This is a genomic window from Chromobacterium subtsugae (assembly GCF_035919665.1).
Lineage (GTDB): Bacteria > Pseudomonadota > Gammaproteobacteria > Burkholderiales > Chromobacteriaceae > Chromobacterium > Chromobacterium subtsugae.
On the sequence record NZ_CP142381.1, the window covers coordinates 1086019 to 1111879 of the forward strand.

General features: G+C 64.8%; 25 protein-coding genes. 19 read left to right on the top strand and 6 right to left on the bottom strand.

The genetic code is table 11. The features are described from left to right. Position 1 precedes the first annotated feature (1 nt). The 6 genes from U6115_RS05240 (at position 2) to U6115_RS05265 (ending at position 7145) form a co-directional block, all read left to right on the top strand. Positions 2–739: a type II secretion system protein N gene (locus tag U6115_RS05240; protein ID WP_043578656.1), complete on the top strand. Its 738-nt coding sequence runs from the start codon at positions 2–4 to the stop codon at positions 737–739. 205 nt (positions 740–944) lie between these two features. Beyond that, positions 945–2072: a glutamine-hydrolyzing carbamoyl-phosphate synthase small subunit gene (gene carA / locus U6115_RS05245; protein ID WP_043578823.1), complete on the top strand. Its 1128-nt coding sequence runs from the start codon at positions 945–947 to the stop codon at positions 2070–2072. Between the two features lie 13 nt (positions 2073–2085). Continuing rightward, entirely contained in the window at positions 2086–2739 is a 654-nt protein-coding gene (leuE, locus tag U6115_RS05250; RefSeq protein WP_043578658.1) for a leucine efflux protein LeuE, read from the top strand. A 67-nt stretch (positions 2740–2806) separates the two neighbouring features. After that, positions 2807–6016, top strand: a complete 3210-nt coding sequence (gene carB / locus U6115_RS05255; RefSeq protein WP_043578660.1) for a carbamoyl-phosphate synthase large subunit — start codon at positions 2807–2809, stop codon at positions 6014–6016. A 143-nt stretch (positions 6017–6159) separates the two neighbouring features. Further along, positions 6160–6636: a transcription elongation factor GreA gene (gene greA, locus U6115_RS05260; protein WP_043578663.1), complete on the top strand. Its 477-nt coding sequence runs from the start codon at positions 6160–6162 to the stop codon at positions 6634–6636. Positions 6637–6713: 77 nt separating this feature from the next. Then, a complete protein-coding gene (locus U6115_RS05265; protein WP_043578666.1) occupies positions 6714–7145 on the top strand; it encodes a DUF4149 domain-containing protein in 432 nt (143 codons plus the stop codon). Between the two features lie 71 nt (positions 7146–7216). Here the strand turns inward: U6115_RS05265 and yhbY are convergent, their stop codons facing one another. After that, positions 7217–7537: a ribosome assembly RNA-binding protein YhbY gene (yhbY, locus tag U6115_RS05270; protein ID WP_043578669.1), complete on the bottom strand. Its 321-nt coding sequence runs from the start codon at positions 7535–7537 to the stop codon at positions 7217–7219. A gap of 158 nt (positions 7538–7695) precedes the next feature. Here yhbY and rlmE point away from each other — a divergent pair, with 158 nt between their 5' ends. The 6 genes from rlmE to U6115_RS05300 all read left to right on the top strand — a co-directional run bounded on the left by rlmE (position 7696) and on the right by U6115_RS05300 (position 15400). Beyond that, on the top strand, positions 7696–8313 hold the full coding sequence (gene rlmE, locus U6115_RS05275) for a 23S rRNA (uridine(2552)-2'-O)-methyltransferase RlmE (protein ID WP_043578672.1): 618 nt from the start codon (positions 7696–7698) through the stop codon (positions 8311–8313). Between the two features lie 81 nt (positions 8314–8394). Further along, positions 8395–10308, top strand: coding sequence for an ATP-dependent zinc metalloprotease FtsH (gene ftsH, locus U6115_RS05280; protein ID WP_043578675.1), 1914 nt, complete (start codon positions 8395–8397; stop codon positions 10306–10308). Between the two features lie 128 nt (positions 10309–10436). Continuing rightward, complete coding sequence (gene folP / locus U6115_RS05285) at positions 10437–11273, top strand: dihydropteroate synthase (RefSeq protein WP_043578678.1); 837 nt, start codon at positions 10437–10439, stop codon at positions 11271–11273. A gap of 100 nt (positions 11274–11373) precedes the next feature. Continuing rightward, positions 11374–12708: a phosphoglucosamine mutase gene (glmM, locus tag U6115_RS05290; RefSeq protein ID WP_043578681.1), complete on the top strand. Its 1335-nt coding sequence runs from the start codon at positions 11374–11376 to the stop codon at positions 12706–12708. A gap of 149 nt (positions 12709–12857) precedes the next feature. Continuing rightward, positions 12858–14846, top strand: a complete 1989-nt coding sequence (locus U6115_RS05295) for an ExeM/NucH family extracellular endonuclease (protein ID WP_080770298.1) — start codon at positions 12858–12860, stop codon at positions 14844–14846. After that, the gene (locus tag U6115_RS05300; protein WP_160309801.1) at positions 14843–15400 is read left to right on the top strand and encodes a rhomboid family intramembrane serine protease; all 558 of its coding nucleotides are present in this window, start codon (positions 14843–14845) and stop codon (positions 15398–15400) included. The genes U6115_RS05295 and U6115_RS05300 overlap by 4 nt, the downstream gene beginning before the upstream one ends. On the opposite strand, the gene alr is transcribed toward U6115_RS05300, so the two are convergent. Continuing rightward, on the bottom strand, positions 15342–16415 hold the full coding sequence (gene alr / locus U6115_RS05305; RefSeq protein WP_043578686.1) for an alanine racemase: 1074 nt from the start codon (positions 16413–16415) through the stop codon (positions 15342–15344). The genes U6115_RS05300 and alr overlap by 59 nt on opposite strands. A 112-nt stretch (positions 16416–16527) precedes the next feature. Here alr and U6115_RS05310 point away from each other — a divergent pair, with 112 nt between their 5' ends. After that, a complete protein-coding gene (locus tag U6115_RS05310; protein ID WP_043578689.1) occupies positions 16528–17145 on the top strand; it encodes a DedA family protein in 618 nt (205 codons plus the stop codon). A gap of 65 nt (positions 17146–17210) precedes the next feature. Here U6115_RS05310 and U6115_RS05315 read toward each other — a convergent pair whose 3' ends face one another. Continuing rightward, positions 17211–17537 (bottom strand): FKBP-type peptidyl-prolyl cis-trans isomerase, encoded by a 327-nt coding sequence (locus U6115_RS05315; protein ID WP_043578692.1) that lies wholly within the window; start codon positions 17535–17537, stop codon positions 17211–17213. 211 nt (positions 17538–17748) lie between these two features. Between U6115_RS05315 and U6115_RS05320 the strand changes: the two genes are divergently transcribed. Both U6115_RS05320 and U6115_RS05325 read left to right on the top strand, forming a co-directional pair. Continuing rightward, on the top strand, positions 17749–18462 hold the full coding sequence (locus tag U6115_RS05320; protein ID WP_230623415.1) for a DUF2189 domain-containing protein: 714 nt from the start codon (positions 17749–17751) through the stop codon (positions 18460–18462). Between the two features lie 10 nt (positions 18463–18472). Further along, positions 18473–19426, top strand: a complete 954-nt coding sequence (locus U6115_RS05325; protein ID WP_043578699.1) for a D-2-hydroxyacid dehydrogenase — start codon at positions 18473–18475, stop codon at positions 19424–19426. 240 nt (positions 19427–19666) lie between these two features. Here the strand turns inward: U6115_RS05325 and U6115_RS05330 are convergent, their stop codons facing one another. After that, complete coding sequence (locus tag U6115_RS05330) at positions 19667–20146, bottom strand: DUF1841 family protein (protein WP_174459581.1); 480 nt, start codon at positions 20144–20146, stop codon at positions 19667–19669. A gap of 123 nt (positions 20147–20269) precedes the next feature. Here U6115_RS05330 and U6115_RS05335 point away from each other — a divergent pair, with 123 nt between their 5' ends. Further along, complete coding sequence (locus U6115_RS05335; protein WP_043578709.1) at positions 20270–20749, top strand: glutathione peroxidase; 480 nt, start codon at positions 20270–20272, stop codon at positions 20747–20749. 49 nt (positions 20750–20798) lie between these two features. Here U6115_RS05335 and trmB read toward each other — a convergent pair whose 3' ends face one another. Both trmB and U6115_RS05345 read right to left on the bottom strand, forming a co-directional pair. Then, positions 20799–21479 carry a tRNA (guanosine(46)-N7)-methyltransferase TrmB gene (gene trmB, locus U6115_RS05340; protein ID WP_043578712.1) on the bottom strand — a complete coding sequence of 227 codons (681 nt, stop codon included), beginning with the start codon at positions 21477–21479 and terminating at the stop codon, positions 20799–20801. 37 nt (positions 21480–21516) lie between these two features. Next, positions 21517–22434 (bottom strand): SDR family oxidoreductase, encoded by a 918-nt coding sequence (locus U6115_RS05345; RefSeq protein WP_043578829.1) that lies wholly within the window; start codon positions 22432–22434, stop codon positions 21517–21519. A 39-nt stretch (positions 22435–22473) separates the two neighbouring features. On the opposite strand from U6115_RS05345, the gene U6115_RS05350 reads away from it, so the two are divergent. The 3 genes from U6115_RS05350 (at position 22474) to arcD (ending at position 25817) form a co-directional block, all read left to right on the top strand. Then, entirely contained in the window at positions 22474–23502 is a 1029-nt protein-coding gene (locus tag U6115_RS05350; protein WP_043578715.1) for a CDP-6-deoxy-delta-3,4-glucoseen reductase, read from the top strand. Between the two features lie 176 nt (positions 23503–23678). Continuing rightward, positions 23679–23810: a DUF3149 domain-containing protein gene (locus U6115_RS05355; protein WP_080509377.1), complete on the top strand. Its 132-nt coding sequence runs from the start codon at positions 23679–23681 to the stop codon at positions 23808–23810. 555 nt (positions 23811–24365) lie between these two features. Beyond that, positions 24366–25817 carry an arginine-ornithine antiporter gene (gene arcD, locus U6115_RS05360; protein WP_043578718.1) on the top strand — a complete coding sequence of 484 codons (1452 nt, stop codon included), beginning with the start codon at positions 24366–24368 and terminating at the stop codon, positions 25815–25817. Positions 25818–25861 lie beyond the last annotated feature (44 nt).

Genomic DNA, 25861 nt, shown 5'->3' on the forward strand with positions numbered 1-25861 from the left:
GATGATCAAGTGGCTGGGGCTGGCTGTCCTGCTGCTGGCCGGCGCGCTGTCGGCGCTGCCGGCCAACCTGCTGGCGGTGCCGGTGGCGCGCTGGAGCGATGGCCGCTGGGGCGTCAGCGACGCCAGGGGCACGGTCTGGAACGGCGGCGCCCAGCTGGTGTACCTGGGGCCGGCCGGCGAAGTGCAGGGCATGAGCCCGCTAGGCTGGCAATGGCAGCCCAAGGCCTTGTTGTCCGGCCTGTTGGTCTGGCATCTGGACAGCGCCGGCCAGCCGGGCTTGCTGCAGCTGGGCTTGGGCAAGCAGGAAGTGCGCGGCCTGGCGCTGTCGATGCCGGTGGCGGCGCTGGCCAATCTGTCCAAAACTTGGCAGGCGGCCAGGCTGGGTGGCGAATTGCAGCTGAACATTCCCCAATTGGCGCGCCAAGGCAAGGAAGTCAGCGGCGCGGTGCAGCTGGCCTGGCGCGGCGCGGCGTCGCCGCTGACCACGGTGCTGCCTTTCGGCAGCTACCAGCTGGACGCCGCCGGCACGCCGCAGGGGCTGAACTTCACGCTGTCCACGCTGGAAGGGCCGCTGATGATCAACGGCCAGGGCAACTGGCCGGCCGGCGGCGCCTTCAGCATGGCGGGCACCGCCGACAGCCCGCCGGAACAGTACGACGCGCTCAAGCCGCTGCTGCTGATGCTGGGCCAGCCGGCGGGCCCCACCAGCGTCAGCTGGCAGGTGAAGCCGGGGATGTGACGGTTTTTTTGCAAAAAATGACGGTTGGCGTATTGTGCGATTGCAATATGCGCGATATTATAGAAAGGTTTATCCAAACGGGACTGGCGCAAGGCGCTCAGTCCCGTTATTCACATAAGAAATTCGAAAATCCCAGGGTGGAAAACGAAACCGGCGCAGCCGGTTTTTGTACAAGCGCCCAGGCAAATGCAACAGGAGCCAGCCAGTGTCAAACACCCCCGCAATCCTTGTCTTGGCTGACGGCACGCTTTTCAAAGGTAGTGCTATCGGTGCCGCTGGCCACACGGTCGGCGAGGTGGTATTCAATACCGCCATCACCGGTTACCAGGAAATCCTCACGGATCCTTCCTATACCAGGCAGATCGTCACTCTGACCTATCCCCATATCGGAAACGTCGGCGCGAATTCGGAAGATACCGAATCCAGCGCCGTTTTTGCATCCGGCCTGATCATCCGCGATCTGCCGCTGCTGCACAGCAACTTCCGCGCCGAAGACTCGCTGTCCGACTACCTGAAAAAGCATAACGTCGTCGCCATCGCCGATATCGACACCCGCCGCCTGACGCGCATCCTGCGCGAGAAGGGCGCGCAAGCCGGCTGCATCATGGCCGGCGACATCGACGAGGCCAAGGCGCTGGAACTGGCCCGCGGTTTCGGCAGCATGGCCGGCCAGGACCTGGCCAAGGTTGTCAGCTGCCGTAAACCGTACGCCTGGACCGAGAAACAATGGCAGCTGGGCGCCGGCTACCAGGTGCAGTCGTCCACCCGTTTCCACGTGGTGGCCTACGACTTCGGCGTCAAGCACAACATCCTGCGCATGCTGGCCGAGCGCGGCTGCCAGCTGACCATCGTGCCGGCCCAGACCCCGGCCAAGGACGTGCTGGCGCTCAATCCGCACGGCGTGTTCCTGTCCAACGGCCCGGGCGATCCGGAACCGTGCGACTACGCGATCGACGCCATCCGCGAAATCCTGGAAACCAAGCTGCCGGTATTCGGCATCTGCCTCGGCCACCAGTTGCTGGGCCTGGCTTCCGGCGCCAAGACCTCCAAGATGAAGTTCGGCCACCACGGCGCCAACCACCCGGTGCAGGACCTGGACTCCGGCCGCGTGATGATCACCAGCCAGAACCACGGCTTCCAGGTCGATGAAACCAGCCTGCCGGCCAATGTCCGCGTCACCCACCGTTCGCTGTTCGACGGCACGGTGCAGGGCATCGCGCTGACCGATCGTCCGGCGTTCTCGTTCCAGGGCCACCCGGAAGCGAGTCCGGGACCGGAGGACGTGGCTTACCTGTTCGACCGTTTCATCGGCGCGATGACCGAGCGCAAGTGATCCGGAGCACAGCATGTTAGGCATTACCGACCTCACCACCTATCTGATCGGCACGCTGATCATCGTCCTGCTGCCGGGGCCGAACATGATGTTCGTGCTGTCGGTGGCGGCGCAGCGCGGCATCCGCGCCGGCTTTTCCGCCGCCGCCGGCGTGATGAGCGGCGACTTCACCCTGATGACGCTGGCCGCCATCGGCGCGGCGGGCTTGCTGCAGGCCAATCCGGCGCTGTTCGCGGTGATCAAGTACCTGGGCGGCGGCTATCTCGCCTGGCTGGGCTTCAATATGGTGAAGGGCGCCATCGTCGGCTGGCGGCGCATGCGGCGCGGCGAGGAAGCGTCGGCGGCGCCGTCGGCGCTGGCCAGCGGCCATCCGTACCGCAAGGCGCTGCTGATCAGCCTGATGAATCCGAAGGCCATCCTGTTCTTCGTGTCCTTCTTCGTCCAGTTCGTCGATCCGGGCTACCCGTACCCGGCGCTGACTTTCGCCGGCCTGGGCCTGATCGTGCAGGTGTGCAGCCTGAGCTACATGACGCTGCTGATCCTGGCCGGCAACCGCCTGGCCGCGGCCTTCCGCCGCCGCCGCAAGCTGTCGGCGGCGCTGGGCGGCTCGGTGGGCGCGGTGTTCGTCGGCTTCGGCGCCAAGCTGGCGGCGGCGGGGCTGGGTTGAGTGTGAGGGCGCCGCGCGGGCTGCCGCGCGGCCAGACCGAATTGATTATTGAAATAGAGTTAAGACCATGCCAAAGCGTACCGACATTAAAAGCATCCTGATCATTGGCGCCGGCCCCATCGTCATCGGCCAGGCCTGCGAATTCGACTATTCCGGCGCCCAGGCGTGCAAGGCCCTGCGCGAGGAGGGCTACAAGGTAGTCCTGGTGAACTCCAACCCGGCCACCATCATGACCGACCCGGACATGGCCGACGTCACCTACATCGAGCCCATCACCTGGAAAGTGGTGGAGAAGATCATCGCCAAGGAGCGTCCGGACGCCATCCTGCCGACCATGGGCGGCCAGACCGCGCTGAACTGCGCGCTGGACCTGGCCAAGCACGGCGTGCTGGAAAAATACAAAGTCGAGCTGATCGGCGCCACCGAAGACGCGATCGATAAGGCCGAAGACCGCGGCCGCTTCAAGGAGGCGATGGCCAAGATCGGCCTGTCCTGCCCGCTGTCCTTCGTCTGCCACACCATGGAAGAGTCGCTGGAAGCGCAGACCAAGGTGGGCTTCCCGACGCTGATCCGCCCGTCCTTCACCATGGGCGGCTCCGGCGGCGGCATCGCCTACAACAAGGAAGAATTCCTGGCGATCTGCGAGCGCGGCTTCGAAGCCTCCCCCACCCATGAATTGCTGATCGAGCAGTCGGTGCTGGGCTGGAAGGAATACGAGATGGAAGTCGTTCGCGACAAGAACGACAACTGCATCATCATCTGTTCGATCGAAAACTTCGACCCGATGGGCGTGCACACCGGCGACTCCATCACCGTGGCCCCGGCGCAGACGCTGACCGACAAGGAATACCAGATCATGCGCAACGCCTCCCTGGCGGTGCTGCGCGAGATCGGCGTGGATACCGGCGGCTCCAATGTGCAGTTCGCCACCAATCCGGCCACCGGCGAGATGATCGTCATCGAGATGAACCCGCGCGTCAGCCGTTCCTCCGCGCTGGCGTCCAAGGCCACCGGCTTCCCGATCGCCAAGATCGCCGCCAAGCTGGCGGTGGGCTTCACGCTGGACGAGCTGAAGAACGACATCACCGGCGGCGCCACCCCGGCTTCGTTCGAGCCGTCGATCGACTACGTGGTCACCAAGATCCCGCGTTTCGCGTTTGAAAAATTCCCACAGGCCGACGACCGCCTGACCACCCAGATGAAGTCGGTGGGCGAAGTGATGGCGATGGGCCGCACGCTGCAGGAATCGATGCAGAAAGCGCTGCGCGGCCTGGAGACCGGCTTGTCCGGCTTCGACCCTGTCACCACCGACGAAGCCGCCATCCGCCACGAGCTGGGCACCCCAGGGCCGGAGCGCATCCTATACGTCGCCGACGCCTTCCGCATCGGCATGAGCCGCGACGACATCCACGCCGTCAGCAAGATCGACCCGTGGTTCCTGGCGCAGATCGAGGACCTGATCGGCGAGGAAAAAGCGCTGGGCGGCCGCAAGATCGAGGAACTGGACTACGCCGAGCTGCGCCGCCTGAAGCGCAAGGGCTTCTCCGACCGCCGCCTGGGCGAATTGTTGGGCTCTGATCAGGCCGCGGTGCGCGCCAAGCGCTGGGCGCTGGGCCTGCATCCGGTGTACAAGCGCGTCGACACCTGCGCGGCGGAGTTCGCCACCAATACCGCCTACATGTACTCCACCTATGAGGAAGAGTGCGAATCCCAGCCCACCGACCGCAAGAAGGTGATGGTGCTGGGCGGCGGACCGAACCGCATCGGCCAGGGCATCGAGTTCGACTACTGCTGCGTGCACGCGGCATTGAGCCTGCGCGAATCCGGCTTCGAGACCATCATGGTCAACTGCAATCCGGAAACCGTGTCCACCGACTATGACACCTCCGACCGCCTGTACTTCGAGCCGCTGACGCTGGAAGACGTGCTGGAGATCTGCCGCATCGAGAAGCCGTTCGGCGTCATCGTCCAGTACGGCGGCCAGACGCCGCTGAAGCTGGCGCGCGCGCTGGAGGCCAACGGCGTGCCCATCATCGGCACCACGCCTGACATGATCGACGCCGCCGAAGACCGCGAGCGCTTCCAGAAGCTGTTGCAGGAGCTGGGCCTGAAGCAGCCGCCGAACCGCACCGCGCGCGCGCCGGCCGAGGCGATGACGCTGGCCGAGGAGATCGGCTACCCGCTGGTGGTGCGTCCGTCTTACGTGCTGGGCGGCCGCGCGATGGAAATCGTCCACGAGCCGGCCGATCTGGAGCGCTACATGCGCGAGGCGGTGAAGGTGTCCAACGACAGCCCGGTGCTGCTGGACCGCTTCCTCAACGACGCCATCGAAGTGGACGTCGACTGCGTGTCCGACGGCGAGCAGGTGGTGATCGGCGGCATCATGCAGCACGTCGAGCAAGCCGGCGTCCACTCCGGCGACTCGGCCTGCTCGCTGCCGCCGTACAGCCTGTTCCCGGCGCTGCAGGATGAAATCCGCCGCCAGACCGTGGCGATGGCCCGCGCGCTGAATGTGGTTGGCCTGATGAACGTGCAGTTCGCGATTCAGGGCGAAACCATCTACGTGCTGGAAGTGAACCCGCGCGCCTCGCGCACCGTGCCCTTCGTCTCCAAGGTGACCTCGGCGCCGCTGGCCAAGATCGCCGCCCGCGCGATGGCCGGCATCAAGCTGGCCGATCAAGGCTTCACCAGCGAGGTGATTCCGCCGTTCTACGCGGTGAAGGAAGCGGTGTTCCCCTTCATCAAGTTCCCGGGCGTCGACACCATCCTGGGGCCGGAAATGAAGTCCACCGGCGAGGTGATGGGCGTGGGCAAGACCTTCGCCGAAGCCTATGTCAAGGCGCAGCTGGGCGCCGGCGACCGCCTGCCCAAGACCGGCAAGGTGTTCCTGTCGGTGCGCGACTCCGACAAGAACGGCGCGGTGGACGTGGCGCGCGAACTGCAACGGCTGGGCTTCGGCATCTGCGCGACGCGCGGCACCGCCAAGCATCTGACCGAGGCCGGCCTGATCGTGCAGGTGGTGAACAAGGTGAACGAAGGCCGTCCGCACATCGTCGACATGATCAAGAACGGCGAAGTGGATCTGGTGGTCAACACCGTGGATGAAAAGCGCCTGGCGATCCAGGACAGCCACTCCATCCGCCGCTCGGCCCTGCAGGCGCGGGTGCCGCAATACACCACGCTGTCCGCCGCCAAGGCGGTGTGCGTGGGGATGAAGCACGCCGAAGCCTTCGACGTCTACAGCGTGCAAGAGCTGCACGCGCAGATCCGAGGCTGAGGAAGGGGTATTGACGGGTAGGCTTTGATGTAGAGGCGATTTGCCGTTACAATCCCGCTGAAACCCGCTTGTGCAAGCCGCCGTCCCGTACGGCGGCTTGTGCTTTTGATGAAGGCGGACAACCGCCTGTGGAGAATACTGTAATGATCAAAGTCCCGTTGACTGTACGCGGCGCCGAGCTTCTGAAGGAAGAACTGCAACGCCTGAAGAGCATCGAGCGTCCGGCGGTGATCGAGGCCATTGCCGAAGCGCGTTCGCATGGCGACCTGTCGGAAAACGCCGAGTACGACGCCGCCAAGGAGCGCCAGGCTTTCGTGGAGGGCCGGATCGCCGAGCTGGAAGCCAAGCTGTCCAACGCCGTGATCATCAATCCGTCCGAACTGGACGCCGATGGCCGCGTGGTGTTCGGCGCCACGGTCGACCTGATGGACCTGGAAACCGAAGAGAGCGTCACCTACCAGATCGTCGGCGACGACGAAGCCGACATCAAGGTCAGCAAGGTGTCGGTCAATTCGCCGATCTCGCGCGCGCTGATCGGCAAGGAAGCCGGCGACGTGGCCGAAGTGGTGGCGCCGGGCGGCATCCGCGAATACGAAGTACTGGACGTCAAATACATCTGAGTCCGGCCTGAACGACGCGCGGCACGCTGTTCCGCGCGTTTTTTCCGGCCGCGACCGTTGCCGAGTTTGGGGGAAAGATGGACGGCTTGCGTGCTCTCGCCAAAACCTTCTGGATTGGCGGATTGTGGGTGATCGGCATCATCGTGGCGCCGGTCTTGTTCAAGTCGCTGGACGCGGCCACGGCCGGCATGGTGGCGGGCAGGTTGTTCGCCGTCATCGCCTGGGTGGGCCTGGTGTGCGGCGTGATCCTGCTGGTGGACCAGGTGTGGCGCAACGGCGTGGCCGGGCTCAAGCACGGCGGCTTCTGGCTGATCGTCGGCATGCTGGTCTGCACGCTGATCAACCAGTTCGGCGTGGCCCCCATCATCGTCACGCTGAAGCAGCAGATGAACCACGCGGCCGAAGGCCTGTTCGGCGGCGGCTTCGCCACCTGGCACGCGATCTCCAGCCTGATCTACCTGCTGCAGAGCCTGCTGGGCCTGGCCTACGTCTGGCAGGACCGCGGCTAGCGCGGCCGGCGGCGGGGCAAAGAAAAAGCGGTGGCCGCGGCCACCGCTTTCTCACATCCGGCGCGCGGCGCTCAGCCCTTGAGCGCCTGCTTGTTCTTCGGCAGCGCGATGCGCTGCTTGTCGCTGGGGCGCCACAGCACCAGCAGCTTGCCGATGTGCTGAACCGGGGCGGCGCCCAGTTCTTCGCAGATCTGCTCGAACATGGCGACGCGGGCTTCGCGGTCGTCGCCTTGCACGCGCACCTTGATCAATTCATGGGCGTCCAGGCTGATGGCGATTTCGCGGACTACGGCTTCGGTCAGGCCGTTGTTGCCTACCATCACCACCGGGTCGATGCCGTGCGCCAGGCCTTGCAGGTACTTGCGCTGAAACGGCTTGAGGTCAATTTTCATGGAAACTAGGGAATTCAAAGCAAAACCCGATTCTACTAGAATTTGGCCCCGTACCCAAAGTCCGGGCCTGAAATAACCGAAAAACAACAGGATAGCGCGATGCAAAGCGGCCAATTCGGCTATCCTGACGATTGAACCGACAGAAAGCATCCGCCACGATGGCAAGAAGCAAGAGCAGCAACTCCTGGTTGCAGGAACACGTCAACGATCAATATGTGCAGATGGCGCAAAAGGATGGCTACCGCGCCCGCGCCGCCTACAAGCTGCTGGAAATCAACGACAAGGACAAGCTGATTCGTCCCGGCACCGTGCTGGCCGACCTCGGCTCCACGCCGGGCAGCTGGTCGCAGGTGGCGGCGCGCATTGTCGGCGAGCAGGGCAAGGTGTTCGCGCTCGACATCCTGGATATGGACCCGGTGACGGGCGTCAGCTTCATCCAGGGCGACTTCCGCGAAGAGGACGTGCTCAGACAATTCGAAGCTTTGCTGGACGGCCGGGCGCTTGACCTTGTAATTTCCGACATGGCGCCCAATATGTCAGGAATGAGCGCCATCGATCAGGCCAGAAGCTTCCTGCTTTGCGAACTGGCTCTGGATTTTGCGCGCGATCATTTGAAACCCGGCGGCCACTTTCTCGTCAAAGTGTTCCAGGGCAGCGATTTTCAGTCCTACCTCAAGGCCATGCGCGAGCTGTTCGACGAGGTGGTCACCCGCAAACCCAAGGCATCGCGCGATCGTTCCAGTGAAATCTATCTGCTGGGCAAGGGTCGCCGCTGACACAAGTTGCCGCGGGGCGTACAATCGTAGCAATTTACTACAAGCAACCAAAAAGTCAGGGCACAGAGGAGTCCGCTACTCGTGAACAATATCGGCAAAAACATCGCCATCTGGGTAATCATCGGCCTGGTGCTGATGACAGTCTTCAATCAGTTCAACAAGCGCCAGGACACCCAGAACCAGCTCGAGTACTCGCAGTTCGTCAGCGATGTCGAGTCGGGCAAAGTGCAATCCCTGACCATCGAGGGGCATCCGCTGCGCGGCCAATGGCTGAAGGGCAAATTGACCGACGGCACGGCTTTCTCCACCTATGCGCCGTATGATCCGGAGCTGGTGGGCGACCTGATCAAGAACAACGTGCGCTTCTCCGCCAAGCCGGAAGAAGAGCCTTCGATGCTGATGAGCATCTTCATCAGTTGGTTCCCGATGCTGCTGCTGATCGGCGTGTGGGTGTTCTTCATGCGCCAGATGCAGGGCGGCGGCAAGGGCGGCGCGTTCTCGTTCGGCAAGAGCAAGGCGCGCATGCTGGACCAGGACGCCAACACCGTGGTGTTCGCCGATGTGGCCGGCTGCGACGAGGCCAAGGAAGAGGTGAAGGAGATCGTCGACTACCTGCGCGATCCTTCCCGCTACCAGAGCCTGGGCGGCCGCATCCCGCGCGGCATCCTGCTGGCAGGCAGTCCCGGCACCGGCAAGACGCTGCTGGCGAAGGCCATCGCCGGCGAAGCCAAGGTGCCGTTCTTCAGCATCTCCGGCTCCGACTTCGTGGAAATGTTCGTCGGCGTCGGCGCGGCCCGCGTGCGCGACATGTTCGAGCAGGCGAAGAAGAACTCGCCGTGCATCATCTTCATCGACGAAATCGACGCGGTCGGCCGCCAGCGCGGCGCCGGCCTCGGCGGCGGCAACGACGAGCGCGAGCAAACGTTGAACCAGCTCTTGGTGGAGATGGACGGCTTCGACACCAATTCCACGGTGATCGTGATCGCTGCCACCAACCGTCCGGACGTGCTGGACCCGGCGCTGCAGCGGCCGGGCCGTTTCGACCGCCAGGTGGTGGTGCCGCTGCCGGACATCCGCGGCCGCGAGCAGATCCTGAACGTGCACATGCGCAAGGTGCCGATCGCCGCCGACGTCAACGCCGAGGTGATCGCGCGCGGCACGCCGGGCTTCTCCGGCGCCGACCTAGCCAACCTGATCAACGAGGCCGCCCTGTTCGCCGCCCGCCGCAACAAGCGCCTGGTGGACATGGAAGACCTGGAATCCGCCAAGGACAAGATCATGATGGGCGCCGAGCGCCGCAGCATGGTGATGACCGAGGAAGAGAAGAAGAACACCGCCTACCACGAGTCCGGCCACGCGGTGGTCGCCAAGCTGCTGCCGAAGTCCGACCCGGTGCACAAGGTCACCATCATCCCGCGCGGCCGCGCGCTGGGCGTGACCATGCAGCTGCCGGAGCAGGACCGCTTCGCCTACGACCGCGGCTACCTGATGGACCGTCTGGCCATTTTGTTCGGCGGCCGCATCGCCGAAGAGCTGTTCATGAACCAGATGACCACCGGCGCCAGCAACGACTTCGAACGCGCGACGCAGATGGCGCGCGACATGGTCACCCGCTACGGCATGTCGGACAAGCTGGGCCCGATGGTGTATGGCGAAAACGAGGGCGAAGTGTTCCTCGGCCGCTCGATCACCACCCACAAGAACCTGTCGGAAGCGACGCTGCAGCAGGTGGACCAGGAAATCCGCCGCATCATCGACGAGCAGTACGCGCTGGCGCGCCGCCTGCTGGACGAGAACCGCGACAAGGTGGAGGCGATGACCGCCGCGCTGCTGGAGTTCGAGACCATCGACGCCGAGCAGATCAACGACATCATGGACGGCAAGCCGCCGCGTCCGCCGAAGCCGGGCAGCAGTTTCGCCGCCAAGCCGGAGGACAAGCCGGCCGAGCCGACGGCTCCGGTCGAGGCGACGTCCGATCCGGCCCAGGAAGTCTGATAACCGGATCCGTATCCTAACCGGGCAAGCCTTTACGGGCTTGCCCGGTTTTTTGCATCCATAAATGGCCTTTCCCCGCTTGCGTCAGCCGCCAAACGACGCTGGCCGCGCCTTGATTAGAGAGTGACATGAAAACTTTGCTGTGCGGGCGTTTCACGCTCGATCTGTCGCGCCCGCTGCTGATGGGCATCCTCAACGTCACGCCGGACTCGTTTTCCGACGGCGGCCGCTTCAGCCGCGTCGACGCCGCGCTGGCCAGAGCCGAGGCGATGCTGGCCGAAGGCGCGGACATTCTGGACATCGGCGGCGAATCCACCCGCCCCGGCGCGCCTTTCGTCAGCCCGGAAGAAGAGATGGATCGGGTGCTGCCGGTGCTGGAGCAGCTGCGCGGCATCGGCGCGCCGCTGTCGCTGGATACCCGCCGCGCGGCGGTGATGCGCGAGGCGATCGCATTGGACGCGGTGGACCTGATCAACGACGTGTCGGCGCTGGAGGACGAAGGCGCCTTGGCGCTGGCGGCGGGCAGCCAGGCGGCCATCTGCCTGATGCACAAGCAGGGCAATCCGGACAGCATGCAGGACAAGCCGGCATACGAAGACGTGGTGGCCGAGGTGGCAGGCTATCTGCAGCGCCGCGTCCAGCTGTGCCTGGACGCCGGCATCGCCCGCGAACGGCTGCTGGTGGATCCGGGCTTCGGCTTCGGCAAGACGCTGGCGCACAACCTGGCGCTGCTCAAGCGGCTGGACGAGATCGAGCGCATCGCCGGCGTGCCGCAGTTGGTGGGTCTGTCGCGCAAGTCCATGCTGGGCGCGATCACCGGCGAGGAAACGCCGGCCGAGCGCCTGGGCGCCAGCGTGGCGGCGGCGCTGGAATCGGCGCGGCGCGGCGCGGCGGTGATCCGCGCGCACGACGTCAAGGCTACCCGCCAGGCGCTGCAATTATGGCAAGCCTTGCGGGAATCTTGATCTGAAACTGGTTTTTGTCCCCGCGCTGATGGCAAAATGGCGCAGGTTTTGTCCGGGATCCGACATCGACCCGGCATTCAATCGACGATAGAGAACACTGATGAGTCGCAAATACTTTGGCACCGATGGCGTGCGTGGCGAGGTCGGCAAGTTTCCGATCAACCCGGAATTCGTGATGAAGCTCGGTTACGCCGCCGGCCGCGTGCTGGTCAACCACGACCGGGACAGCCGTCCCACCGTGCTGATCGGCAAAGATACCCGCATCTCCGGCTACATGTTGGAGGCCGCGCTGCAGGCGGGCTTCACCGCCGCCGGCGTCAATGTGCTGCTGACCGGCCCGCTGCCGACGCCCGGCATCGCCTATCTGACCCGCGCGTTGCGGCTGGAAGCCGGCGTGGTGATTTCGGCCTCGCATAATCCGTTCCAGGATAACGGCATCAAGTTCTTCGCCGAAGGCGGCAACAAGCTGGATGACGCGCTGGAGCTGGAGATCGAAGCGATGCTGGAGCAGCCGATGGCGACCAATCCGTCGCAGGAGCTGGGCCGCGCCCGCCGCATCGACGGCGCCGCCGAGCGCTACATCGAGTTCTGCAAGAGCACCTTCCCCAATGAGCTCAGCCTGAAGGGCCTGAAGCTGGTGGTGGACTGCGCCAACGGCGCCACCTACCACATCGCGCCCAAGGTGTTCCACGAGCTGGGCGCCGAATTGGTGGAAATCGGCTGCGAACCCAATGGCTACAACATCAACGACAAGGTGGGCGCCACCTATCCCAAAATCCTGCAGCTGGCGGTGCTGGAACACCATGCCGACTTCGGCATCGCGCTGGACGGCGACGGCGACCGCCTGATCATGGTGGACGCCGCCGGCCGCGTCTACGACGGCGACCAGCTGATCTACGTGATCGCCAAGGCGCGCGCGGCGAAGGGCGAACTGAAAGGCGGCGTGGTCGGCACCGTGATGACCAATCTGGCGATGGAGCTGGCGCTGCAAAAGCAGGGCGTGCCCTTCGGCCGCGCCAAGGTCGGCGACCGCTACGTGCTGGAAATGCTGCATGGCGATGGCTGGCAGGTGGGCGGCGAGGCGTCCGGCCACATCCTGTGCCTGGACAAGCACAGCACCGGCGACGGCATCATCTCCAGCCTGCAGGTGCTGGCCAGCGTCAAGCAGCTGGGCCTTGGCCTGGCGGAAATCTGCAGCGACTGGCAGCCGTTTCCGCAGACGCTGATCAATGTGCGCCACAACGGCTGCGACTGGAAGCAGGCGGCGGCGGCGCCGCTGGCCGAGGCCGAGGCGGCGCTGCAGGGCCGCGGCCGCGTGGTGCTGCGTCCGTCCGGCACCGAACCGGTGGTGCGGGTGATGGTGGAGGCCGACGACAAGTCGCTGGCTGACAACTGGGCGCGCGCCATCGCGCAGGCGATCGAACGGGTGGCCTGACGGTCCGAGCCGCCGTTTTCTCGTGTAATGCCAACCTGTCCGGGTTGGCATTTTTTTTGTAAATCCCTTCATTTTTAGCAGGATTAAATCCTAATGTCATATCGTGGCGGCTAGAATTGCCGCTCCTTCACTCGGGATGACCTATAAAAATGAAGCGATTGTTCACCAGCCAACCCGCGCGCGGCGGGTTGGCTTTGTTGCTGGCCGCGGCCAGCCTGCCGGCCGGCGCGGCCTGTTCGACGGCCGCGACGCAACGCATCCACCAGATCCAGGGCGCGGGCGCCGCCAGTCCGCTGCAGGGTCAGACCGTTGTCGCGCAGGGCGTGGTCAGCGGCCTGCTCTACGGCAAGGACGGCCCGGTGGGCTTCTTCATGCAGGAAGCGCCGCAAAACCAGGATCAGGACCCGGCCACCTCGGAAGGCATCTATGTCTACACCGGCAAGCTGGCGGTGCCGGTGCTGAGGCGCGGCGATGTGGTCGGCGTGCGCGGCAAGGTGGTGGAGTTCGCCCGCAAGGGCGACGCCGGCAGCGAAACGCAGCTGCAGCCGGCGGCGGCCGCCGACGTGCAAGCCTGCGGCGCGCAAGGCGCGCTCGCGTTGACGCCGCTGCGCCTGCCGCTGAGCGGGGATCCGGCTCAGCTGGAGGCGCTGGCCGGCATGGCGGTGGCTTTAGAGCAGCCGCTGTACGTGGCTGACAGCTACAACTACGGCCGCTACGGCGAACTGATGCTGTCCAGCCAGTCGCGGCAATGGCTGCCGACCCAGCTGCATCCGCCGGGCAGCGCCGCGGCCCAGGCGCTGCGCGCGGCCAATCTGCGCGACCGGCTGCTGCTGGACGATGGCAAAACCTGGCAGAACGCCGACGCCTGGCTGCCCGGCCCGGGCGGTCTGTCCGCGGCCCACACGCTGCGGGTGGGCGACCGTCTGGACGGCTTGACCGGCGTGGTGTCCTTCAGCAACGGCGGCTACCGCATCCAGCCCTTGGACTTGCCGCGCGTAGTGGCCGCCAATCCGCGCCCGGCGGCGCCGGCCCGGCTGGCGGGCCAATTGCGGCTCGCCAGCTTCAATGTGCTCAACTTCTTCAACGGCGACGGACTGGGCGGCGGCTTTCCCACCGCGCGCGGCGCGAAGACCCGCGCCGATTTCCTGCGGCAGAAAGCCAAGATCGTCAGCGCCATCCGCGCGCTGGACGCCGACGCGGTGGGGTTGATGGAGATAGAGAATGACGGTTTCGGTCCGCAGTCGGCGATCCAGGAACTGGCGGCGGCGCTGAACGATGGCCAGCCTGCGGACAAGCAGTACCGCTTCGCCGCTCCCGGCGCGGAGAGGATAGGCAGCGACGCCATCTCGCCCGGCATGCTGTACCGGCCGGCGCGGCTGAGCCCGCAAGGCGCGGCCGAGGTGGTGGCGGTGGGCGACCCAGCGCGCAATCGGCCGATGCTGGCGCAGACTTTCGCGCTGGGCGACGGCAGAAAGCTGACGCTGGCGGTGAATCATCTGAAATCCAAGGGCAGCAGCTGCGCCGACAGCCAGGTGGACGGCGTGGCCGATATCGATCTGGGCGACGGCCAGGGCAATTGCAACCTCACCCGCTCGCAGGCGGCGCGCGATCTGCTGAAATGGGCGCAGGCGCGCGCGCAGGGGCCGCAGTCCGGCTTGCTGGTGATGGGAGACATGAACGCCTACGCCAAGGAAGACCCGATCCGGATTCTGGAGCAGGGCGGGCTAGCCAACCAGCTGGCGCGTTTCCAGCCCGACGCCTATTCCTATGTCTACGGCGGCGAGTCCGGCAATCTCGATCACGTGCTGGCCGACGCGACGCTGGGGCAATGGGTGAGCCGGGCGGGGGAGTGGCATGTCAACGCCGACGAACCCGGCGTCCTGGAATACGGCAGCGAGTTCAAATCGGCCGCGCAACAACAAAACTATTACGCCACCGATGCCTACCGCTCGTCCGACCACGATCCCTCGTATGTCGACCTGCAGGCTGCCGCGGGCGCGCCGCAGCGGCAGGATCCATCGTTGCCGCCATCGCCGGCGAGCCCGGCGGGGGCCGCCGGCAGCGTAGCGGCCGCCGATCCGCTGCTGCTGGCCTTGCTGGGACTGGGCGGCCTGCTGGCTGTCCGACGGCGGCGGTGAGATTGCCGTCCAGCCTGCTGCCGGCCTTGTTGCCGCTATGCCTGCCGCTGGGCGCGGCGGCGCGGCGCTGGCGTTTCGATCCGGCGTTGAGCGAAGAGTGGTGGCGCGCCTGGAGCGGCAGCTGGGTGCATGCCGATTGGCGGCATGCCGCGCTCAACTGCGCTGGCCTGCTGCTGCTGGCCGGGATAGGCGGCGCGGGCCAGGCGCGAATGCTGTGCTGGCTGGCCTTGCTGCTGCCGTGGCCGATAGCCTGGGCGCAACTGCTGCTGCCGGGCGCGGGGCCGTTTCTGGGCGCGTCCGGCGTGCTGTACGGCTGGTGGGCGGCATTGGCGTGGCAAGGGCGGGCCGTTTGGACGGGGCGCTTGCTGGCGGCGCTGCTGCTGTTGCGGCTGGCCTGGCAATGGACCTGGCCGCAGCCGGGGGCCGGCGGCTTGCCGATATTGTGGTCGGCCCACGCCTGCGGGGCGCTGGCGGGGCCGCTGCTGGCGGAATGCCTTAAGCGCGCAGGCTGCGCGGCACCCGTGCCGCCACCGCGCACATCAGCTCATAGCTGATGGTGCCGGCGGCGGCGGCCACGCGCTCGATCGGCGCTTGCGGCCCCCACAGCTCGACGCGGCTGCCGACGCCGGCCTGCGGCAGATGGCTGAGATCCACCGCCAGCATGTCCATCGACACCCGGCCCACCGTGCCGCTGGCCGCGCCGTCCACCGCCACCGGGGTGCCGTTGGCGGCGATGCGCGGATAGCCGTCGGCATAGCCGCAGGCGACGATGCCGATGCGCATGTCGCGGTCTGCGACGAAACGGCGGCCATAGCCGACCGCGTCGCCGTTGCGCAGCTGCTGCACGGCGATGATGTCGGCCGACAGCGTCATCGCCGGCCGCAGGCCCAGCGCCGCGCCGGTGGAGTCCTCAAACGGCGAAGCGCCGTACAGGACGATGCCGGGGCGGCCGATGTCGCCGTGGGTATGCGGATGGCGCAGCAGGGCGGCGGAGTTGGCGGCGCTGACCGGCAGGGCGCTGTCGCGGGCCAGCGTTGCGAAGTCGCGCCACTGCTCGTCGACGCCATAGGCTTCGTCCGCGGTGGCGAAGTGGGTCATGATGGCGGCGGGGCGGATGGCGGGTTCGGCGCGCAAGCGGGCCAGCGCGTCGCCGGCTTGCTCGGGGCGGAAGCCCAGCCGGTTCATGCCGCTGTTGATCTTCAGCCAGACTTCCGCCGGCCGCGCGGCGGAACCTTTGGCCAGCCAAGCCATCTGTTCTAGTGAGTGCACGGCGCCGCAGAGCCGATATTCGCCCATGGCGGCGGCTTCGGCGGCGTCGAACGGGCCTTCCAGCAGCGCGATGGGGCGATCGATGCCGGCTTCGCGCAGCGCGACGGCGTCTTCGATATTGAGCAGGGCAAAACCGTCGGCCAAGTCGGCCAACGCCTTTGCAGTGTCCAATATCCCGTGGCCGTAGGCATTGGCCTTGACCACGGCGAACAGGCGCTTGGCTTGAGCGCGCTGGCGGGTAAACAGGAAATTGTGGCGGATGGCGGAGAGGTCAATCTCCAGCCGGATAGGGCGTGTCATGTCAAGAAATCGTGAACTAGAGGTGTGCTATTATACACCCCCGTTCTTGGACTTTTGCCGAACTGCCGGCCGCCTGGTCGTGATGACTTGATTGCCGGCAGACGGAACAATAATGGATACACTGCAGATACTTCTCGACTTTTTCACCGGTTATGGCTACCTGGCTGTATTTGCGGTGTTGCTGGTTTGCGGTTTCGGCGTGCCGATTCCAGAGGACATTACCTTGGTGGCCGGCGGCGTGATTTCCGGCCTGGGGTATACCAATGTGCATTACATGTTCCTGGTGGGCATGGCCGGCGTGCTGGTGGGCGACGGCATCATGTTCATGGCCGGCCGCACCTTCGGCAACAAGGTGCTGAAATTCCGCCCGATCGCCCGCATCCTTACCCAGGAGCGTTTCGAGGCGGTGCAGGAGAAGTTCGCCAAGTACGGCAACTGGGTGCTGTTCGTCGCCCGCTTCCTGCCGGGCTTGCGCTCCCCCATCTTCATCACTGCCGGCATGACCCGGCGCGTGCCTTACTGGCGTTTCCTGCTGATGGACGGCTTCGCCGCGCTGATTTCGGTGCCGGTGTGGGTATACCTCGGTTATTACGGCGCGGCCAACCGCGAATGGCTGATGACGATGGTCCATCGCGGCCAGGCCGGCATTCTCGGCGCGGTGGCGCTGCTGCTGCTGGTGGTGGGCGGGGTCTGGCTGAAGCGCCGCCGGGTGTCCTGCGCGAAGAAATAGCCGTCCGGGAAACAAAAAAGGCCATCGCGAGATGGCCTTTTTCATGGGCTAAGCCACGGGGACGATCAGCCCACCTGCAGCAGTTCCACTTCGAACACCAGGGTGGCGTTGGGCGGAATCACGCCGCCGGCGCCGCGGGCGCCGTAGCCCAGTTCGGCCGGGATGGTCAGCTTGCGCTTGCCGCCGACTTTCATCCCTTGCACGCCCTGGTCCCAGCCCTTGATCACGTAGCCGGCGGCCAGCGGGAAGCTGAACGGCTGCATGCGGTCCTTGCTGGAGTCGAATTTGGTGCCGTCGGTCAGCCAGCCGGTGTAGTGGACGGTGACTTCCTGGCCGGCTACCGCTTCGGCGCCTTCGCCGACAACCAGTTCTTCGATGATCAGTTCGCTCATGGCGTTTCCTTGCGCGTGATTGGGTTTGATCGCCGGATTGTAGCAGTCCGGCGGCGTCTTTGTGTTTTCCCCGGGGTGGCATATAACGAAATTCAGAGCGCCATGTCTCTGTCTTTCCACGCGATGCAAGGGGTATGCCATGGATGTCACTCAACATGAAGTCCCTCCTGTGCGCCCAGTCGCGCGCCGGGTAGCGTTTTCGCAGCCGTTTGTGTGGTTGAAGAAAGGATTCCGCGACTTCCAGAAAGCGCCGGCCGACTGCTTGTTCTACGGCGCGGTGTTCGTGCTGATGGGCTACTTGCTGGGCGTTTACGCCGAGCAGGCGCCGGAGCTGGTGATCACCTTCGCCACCATCTTCCTGCTGGCCGGCCCCTTCCTCGCCATCGGCATCTACGACATCGCCAAGCAGATGGAGGCCTTTGATGGCCACGGCCGGGTGAAGCTGCTGCACAGCATGGCGGCCTGGCGCGTCAACATGCCGGGTTTCAGCCTGTACGCGGTGCTGTTGGCGGTGCTGGTGTTCGGCTGGTTCCGCGTGTCGCTGCTGATGTTCGCGCTGTTTTACGACACCGCGGCGCTGCCCAACCTCAACGAGATCGTCGCCGACGCGTTCAATCCGGACAATCTGGAATTCCTGATCGCTTATTTCGCCGTCGGCTTCCTGTTCGCCCAGGTCGTGTTCTCGGTCAGCGTGGTGTCGATCCCGCTGCTGTTGGACAAGGAAGTGGACACCATCACCGCGATGATAGCCAGCGTGCAGGCGGTGTTCCGCAATGTGCTGACGATGGGGCTATGGGCCGTTATCATTGTGGCGATGACGGTGGTGGGCTTCGCCACCTATTACCTGGGCCTGATCATCATCATGCCGGTGCTGGCGCTGGCCAGCTGGCATGCTTATCGGGATTTGATCACTTTCGAGCGATGACCGCCGCGCAATGACTTCTCGCAACATTGTATTTCTGGACCGGGACAGCCTGCCTGTCCCGGTTCCCGTTTTCAGCTTCCCCGCCCATTACCGCGAATATCCGGCCACCGCCGCCGAGCAGCTGCTGGAGCACGCCGCCGGCGCCGAAGTGCTGATCAGCAACAAAGTGCCGCTCGGCCGCGAGGCGCTGGCGCGGCTGCCGGGGCTGAAGCTGGTCGCCATCGCCGCCACCGGCTACAACCACGTGGATGTCGAGGCCTGCCGCGAGCGCGGCATCGCGGTGTGCAATGTCCGCCACTACGGCGACCACACCGTGGCCGAGCATGCGCTGACGCTGATGCTGGCGCTGATGAAAAACCTGCCGGCCTACCAGCGCGACGTGGCGGCCGGGGTATGGAGCCAGGCCAAGCAGTTTTGCCATTTCGGCGCGCCGATACGCGAGATGCGCGGCGCGGTGCTGGCCATCATCGGCTCGGGCGGCATAGGCGGCGAACTGGCCGCGATGGCGCGCGCTTTCGGCATGGAGGTGCTGTTCGCCGAGCGCAAGGGCGCGGGCCTGGCCAGGGAAGGACGGGTGCCGTTCGACGCGGCGCTGGCGCGCGCGGACGTGGTGTCGCTGCACTGTCCGCTGACCGACGAAACCCGCGGCATGATCGCGCAGGCGGAACTGATGGCGATGAAGCCGGGCGCCATCCTGATCAACACCGCGCGCGGCGGCCTGGTGGACGAGGCGGATCTGGTGGCGGCGCTGAAGTACGGCCAGCTGGGCGGCGCCGGTTTCGACGTGCTGAGCAGCGAGCCGCCGGCGCCGGACAATCCGCTGTTGAAAGCGCGGCTGCCCAATCTGATCGTCACCCCGCATGTGGGCTGGGCCAGCGCCGAAGCGATGCGCAGGCTGGCGGCGCAGCTGGCGGAGAATATCGAAGCCTTTGTCCGCGGCGAGGCGCGCAATCGGATTGTGTAAGAGAATATTTAAGCAGGAAAAATCAGAATTGATAAAAGCTGGCTATTTCTGATGGGATAGCCGGCTTTTATTCGAGATGACAGTGTCTATTTTATTGATTTTATTTAAAAAGATTTTGATATCGCTTGATTTTCTGACTATGTTGGGAAGGCTTGAACAGCCGTGGCTGTTTGAGTTGCCCCGCTTGTTGCACCGTGGCCGGTCCTCCTCCACGGTGTTTTTTTGTCGGCCGCGCCAGGCTTAGTCAGGGACATCGTTGGGGTTGACCCGCGGCTGTTCTTCCTCGCCCATGCCCAGTTTGCCGCGCACGCAGGAAATGTAGCGGTTGACGTCGGGGCCGCAGCCGTAGCGTTGGGCGTGCCAGATCATCTCGCCCAGGCATTCCATGATTTCGTGCTGGGCGCGGTGCTCGTCGCCGTGGCGCAACGCCAGCTGCGCGTACAGCGCGCGGATGCCGAAGGGCTGGTCTATCGAGCGCTGCTCGGCGATGGCGACGTGCAGGCCCAGGTGCAGGAAGGGATTGGTCTCGCCCATGTCCGGCGTCCACTCCTGTTCCAGGAAGGCCTCCGGGTTTTCCAGGATGGGATGATACTCAGGGTGGTCTATAAGAATGGATAGGACGATTTGTTCCAGATCGGACAAAGCCTGGCCGGATTTGGACTTGCTCCAGGTATCGAAGAAAAAGCGGCGGGCGTCCTGGCGGCTGGGATTGAACAGCATGGATATGAACCTCGGGGGTGACTGACTGGGGCGCGGCGGGGCTTCCGCCTGCCCGGGCCTGGGGTGTCGGGCCGCAGGCGGTTGCCGTTCCGGGCTGCGGCATTATACGGGATGGAGGTTGCGATGGCCACGTTCTACGATTTCACCACGCGGGCCGCGGACGGCACCGTCTGCGACTTGTCGGCGTATCGCGGCCAAGTGCTGCTGGTGGTCAATACCGCCAGCGAATGCGGCTACACCCGCCAGTACGCCGGCTTGCAGGAGCTGCAGGATTTCTTCGCCGGCCAGGGATTCTCGGTGCTCGGCTTTCCCTGCAACCAATTCGGCGGCCAGGAGCCGGGCGGCGCCGACGAGATCCTGGCTTTTTGCCAGAGCCGCTTCGGCGTCAGTTTTCCGCTGATGGCGAAGCTGGAAGTCAACGGCGCCGGCGCCGATCCGCTGTGGCGCTGGCTAACCCAGGCGGACTCCGACCACCCGCATCCGGTGAAGTGGAACTTCACCAAATTCCTGATCGACGCGCGCGGCCGGGTGGTGAAGCGTTACGAACCGGCGGTGGAGCCGCATGAGCTGGTAGACGACATCAAGGCTTTGCTGGCGAGGTGATCGATATGAAAACGGCCCGCCAAGGCGGGCCGCGAGCGATGGGCGAGGCTTATTTGCGGCGGAAGATCACATCCCACACGCCGTGGCCAAGCTTGATGCCGCGGGCTTCGAACTTGGTCAGCGGACGGTAGTCCGGCCGCGGCGCGTAGCCGTCGGCGCTGTTTTCCAGGCCATCGACGCTGTTCATCACTTCCAGAATCTGGATCGCGTAGTCTTCCCAGTCGGTGGCGGCATGGATATAGCCGCCCGGCTTCAGCTTGCGCAGCAGCTTTTCCACCAGCGGCGCCTGGATCAGCCGGCGCTTGTTGTGGCGCTTTTTGTGCCAAGGGTCGGGAAAGAAGATGTGCACGCCGTCCAGGCAGCCGTCGGCCAGCATATTGTCCAGCACTTCCACCGCGTCGTGGCGCATCAGCCGCAGGTTGGTCAATTCCTTCTCTGCGATCAATTTGCACAGATTGCCTACGCCGGGGCCATGCACTTCAATGCCCAGATAGTCGTTGCCCGGGTTGGCGGCGGCGATTTCGGCGGTGGCGCCGCCCATGCCGAAGCCGATCTCCAGGATTTTGGGCGCGGCGCGGCCGAAGGCCTGTTCCAGATCGATCGTCTCCGGATGGTAGGCTATGCCCCACTTGGGCATGCCTTCGTCCATAGCCCGTTGCTGGCCTGCGGACAGGTGGCCCTGGCGCAGCACAAAGCTGCGGATCGCGCGATTGAAAGCCGGATTTTCCATTTTGCTGGCCTGCTGAAAACTCAAAAAAACCGCGATGTTACCGAATCTTGGCCTGGCTTGCGAGTATTGCCGCCTTGCGCGGCTCATCCTGGGCCAGCGCCGCCAGATAGTCGAGCACGCTGGGCCAGCGCAGCCGCACGCCCAATTCCCGTTTGATGCGCAGATTGTCCAGCCGGCGCGATTCGGCGAGGAACGACCACTGCTGCGGCGTCACCCGCGCCTGGACTTCGGCGCGCGGCAGCTCGGGCAGGCTGGGCAGCTGGAGCGTAGCGCCCAACTGGCGGTACCAGCGGCTGACCGGCAGCGGCAGGTCGTCGCAGGCGTTGTAGACGCGGATGCCCTGGCGGCGGCGCAGTGCGGCGGCGCACAGGCTGGCCAGGTCGTCGGCGTGGATGTGGTTGCTGTAGCTGTCCTCCGCGTCGACGATCAGCGGCGAAGCGTTGGCGAAGCGCGCCAGCGGCAGCCTGTCGTCGGCGTAGATGCCGGGCGCGCGCAATATCGTCAGCGCGCCGCCGTGGCGGCCAACAAAGCGGCGCAATTGCCGCTCGGCGTCGACGCGGCGCCGGGCGCGCTCGCTTTGTGGCAGCAGCGCCGCAGTTTCATTTATCAGCATGCCGTTGGCGTTGCCGTAAACGCCGCTGGTGCTGATATAGACAAATCGCTGTGGTATGCTGTCGCCTTTTGCCAGCGCGTACAATAACTTGCGCATTCGCGGGTCTTCCGCGCCGGATGGCGGCGGCGGCGCGCACAGCAGCACGGCGTCGGCGATGCCGGCCAGCCGCGCCAGGCTGTCGCCGCGGTCGAGGTCGCCGAGGATGGGCCGGGCACCGAGCGCCCGCCAGGATTCGGCGGCGGCGGGGTGGCGGCATAGCGCCAGCACCCGCCAATGGGCGAGCAAAGAGGGCAGGGCGCGGCGGGCCACATCGCCGGCGCCGATAATCAGCAAAGTACGCATGGTGTGCATTTTAGCCAGAATTCGGGATTGAGATACGATATGACTTGCCAGGTGAAGGTGCTCCCCAGCGGGCATGCATTCGGTGTGGAAGCGCACGAAACCATTCTAGAAGCCGCGCTGCGCCAGGGCGTGGGCCTGCCGTACGGTTGTCGAGACGGCGCCTGCGGCGCCTGCAAAGGCAAGGTGGTGGAAGGCGAAGTGAGCCAGGACGGCTTCCAGGAGAAGGCGCTGTCGGCCGGCGAACGCGCCCAGGGCATGGCCTTGTTCTGTTGCGCGCGGCCGCAGGGCGATGTCAGCATCGAGGTGCGCGAAGTGACCGGCGCCGGCGACATCCAGATCAAGACGCTGCCGTGCCGCGTGGAGAAGATGGACAAGATCCACGACGTGGCGGTGCTGAAGCTGAAGCTGCCGGTGTCGGAGCGCCTGCAGTTCCGCGCCGGCCAATACATCGACATCCTGATGAAGGACGGCAAGAAGCGCAGCTTCTCCATCGCCAACGCGCCGCACGACGACGCCTTCCTTGAGCTGCATATCCGCCACCAGCCCGGCGGCTCGTTCTCCGACTACGTGTTCAGCCAGATGAAGGAGCGCGAGATCATGCGCTTCAAGGGCCCGCTGGGATCGTTCTTCCTGCGCGAGGAGTCGGACAAACCCATCGTCTTCATCGCCAGCGGCACCGGCTTCGCGCCGGTGAAGGGCATCATCGAGCATGCGATCCATCACGGCATCCAGCGTCCGATGCTGTTCTACTGGGGCGCGCGCAGCAAGGCCGACCTCTACATGGCCGATCTGGCCGAGAGCTGGCAGGCGGCGCACCCGCACATCCGCTACATCCCGGTATTGTCCGAGGCGCTGCCGGAAGACAACTGGAGCGGCCGCACCGGCTTCGTGCACCAGGCGGTGCTGGAAGACTTCGCCGACCTGTCCGGCCACCAGGTTTACGCCTGCGGCGCGCCGGTGATGGTGGAGGCGGCGCATGGCAGCTTCACCCGCGAGCGCGGTTTGCCGGAAGACGAGTTCTTCTCCGACGCCTTCTTCCTGTCCAAGGACATGAATGGCGGCAAGTAGACAGATAAAACACTGATTTGCATACAGAAAGCCCTCGGCCGCCGCCGAGGGCTTTTTTATTTGCTCTGCATCAAATGGCTGGGTTCTGGCATTTGATGTGGGTCAATTTCCGACATGGCTGAGTGGGTAATATGTCGTCAGCAAGGAGCTGAGGCCGCGGGCCGGGAGGAGTAATCATGGAATTGCTGACCCTGTTGATGTCTGACGACGTGGGCCGTTTGAGCCTGCTGACTATCGTAGTGACGATGCTGGTGGTGCTGGGCGCGCTGTGGATGATCTTCAAGAACATCAACAAGCCCGGCAAGTAAGGTTTTATCCCTGCAGTTTGGCATTTCCTCTTGATGTGTGTGTTGGCGGATACGGTGGTGGGCCGTATCCGTTTTTTTTATCCGCCGCCAGGCTGCGCCCGCAGGCTGAACTTTCCGCGCCGCCCGGGAGTCTGTCTAAGCATGGCGGACGCATGATTTGGCCGCCGCGCCGATCGCATTTGTCCTGACAGGCCGCGCCTGTTCCGCTGTTCCTCACTTCAATACAGCCTGAAATTCTGTAGTTTTTGTCCAAGGTCATGGCGTTGGCGATGCCGGCTTCCGTTTCACCCCCCTCCGGCTATGCTGAATCTGGCCGCGGCGCCAGCGCCGGCATCCCCTTTCGGTAAGTTGCCGTGACGCCTTGTCGTAAGGCCTGGTCGCATCTGCATGAGGTCGAGGGCGGCGCGGGAAAGCCCGCTTGATGTAGGTCAACTGAATACACGACATGCCTGGAAAGCCTGATTTTAACGGGTATACCATTATTTCAGATGATAAGAATTTAATAATAAAACAGTACGGAATGCTCGGTTTCACATCTCAGATCGGAGAACGAAAATGTCCACAGAAACTGCAAGCCAAGCCGGTGTGGCCGAAGGCGCCGCGCCCAGGCTGAAGCTGGGCGCGCTGACGGCGCTGGTCGTTGGCTCGATGATAGGCGGGGGCATCTTCTCCCTGCCGCAGAACATGGCGGCCGGCGCCGGCGCCGGCGCCATCTTGATAGGCTGGGCCATCACCTTCGTCGGCATGCTGGCGCTGGCCTTCGTGTTCCAGATGCTGGCCTCGCGCAAGCCTGAGGTGTCGGGCGGCGTATATGGTTACGCCAAGGCCGGCTTCGGCGACTACATGGGTTTCAACTCGGCCTGGGGCTACTGGATTTCCGCCTGGATAGGCAATGTGTCCTACTTCGTGGTGATGTTCTCGGCGCTGGCCTTCTGGATTCCGGCTTTCGGCGATGGCAATACGCCCACCGCCATCGCCTGCGCTTCGGTGCTGCTGTGGTGCCTGCACTTCCTGGTGCTGCGCGGCGTGCATGGCGCAGCCTTCATCAACACCATCACCACCATCGCCAAGCTGGTGCCCTTGGCCCTGTTCATTCTGTTGATCGTGTTCGCCTTCAAGGTCGATACCTTCAGCCTGGACTTCTGGGGCAACGCCAAGCTCGGCTCCATCGTCGACCAGGTGAAGAGCACCATGCTGGTGACGGTGTGGGTGTTCATCGGCATCGAGGGCGCTTCGATGTTCTCCGGCCGCGCCGAAAGCATGAAGGATGTGGGCAAGGCCACCGTGATCGGCTTCCTGCTGACCATCGCGCTGTTGGTCGCCGTGTCGGTGCTGTCGCTGGGCGTGATGACCCAGCCTGAGCTTGCCGCGCTGAAGAACCCGTCCACCGCCTACGTGCTGCAGAAGGCCTTCGGCACCTTCGGCGCCAACCTGATGAACGCGGGCCTGGTGATCTCCGTCGGCGGCGCGCTGCTGGCCTGGACGCTGCTGGCCGCCGAAGCGCCCTACCTCGCCGGCAAGGACGGCGTGATGCCCAAGGTGTTCGGCACCGTCAACGGCAACGACACGCCGGCCGCCTCGCTGTGGCTGACCAACGGCCTGATCCAGCTGTTCCTGATCATCACGCTGTTCAGTTCGGCCGGCTACCTGGCACTGCTGTCGCTGGCCACCTCGATGATTCTGATTCCCTACCTGCTGTGCGCCGGCTACTCCTGGCTGGTGGCGCAACGCGGCGAAGGCTATGCCCAAGGCGAGGGCCGCGGCAAGGAGCTGGGCACCGCCATCCTGGCCACCGTCTACGGCGGCTGGCTGATCTACGCCGCCGGTCCGAAATACCTGTTCCTGTCGATGGTGCTGTACGCCCCTGGCCTGCTGTTCTACCTGTGGGCCAAGAAGGAGCAGGGCCAGAAGCCGTTCAACCTGATCGAAGCCGCGCTGGCCGCCATCGTGGTGGTGCTGGCGGTGATCGCGGCCTACATGCTGGCCGTCGGCAAGATCGGCCTGTAAGCGAAAGATTTCGAAACCAGTCGTGGGGGCGGATCGCCCGCCCC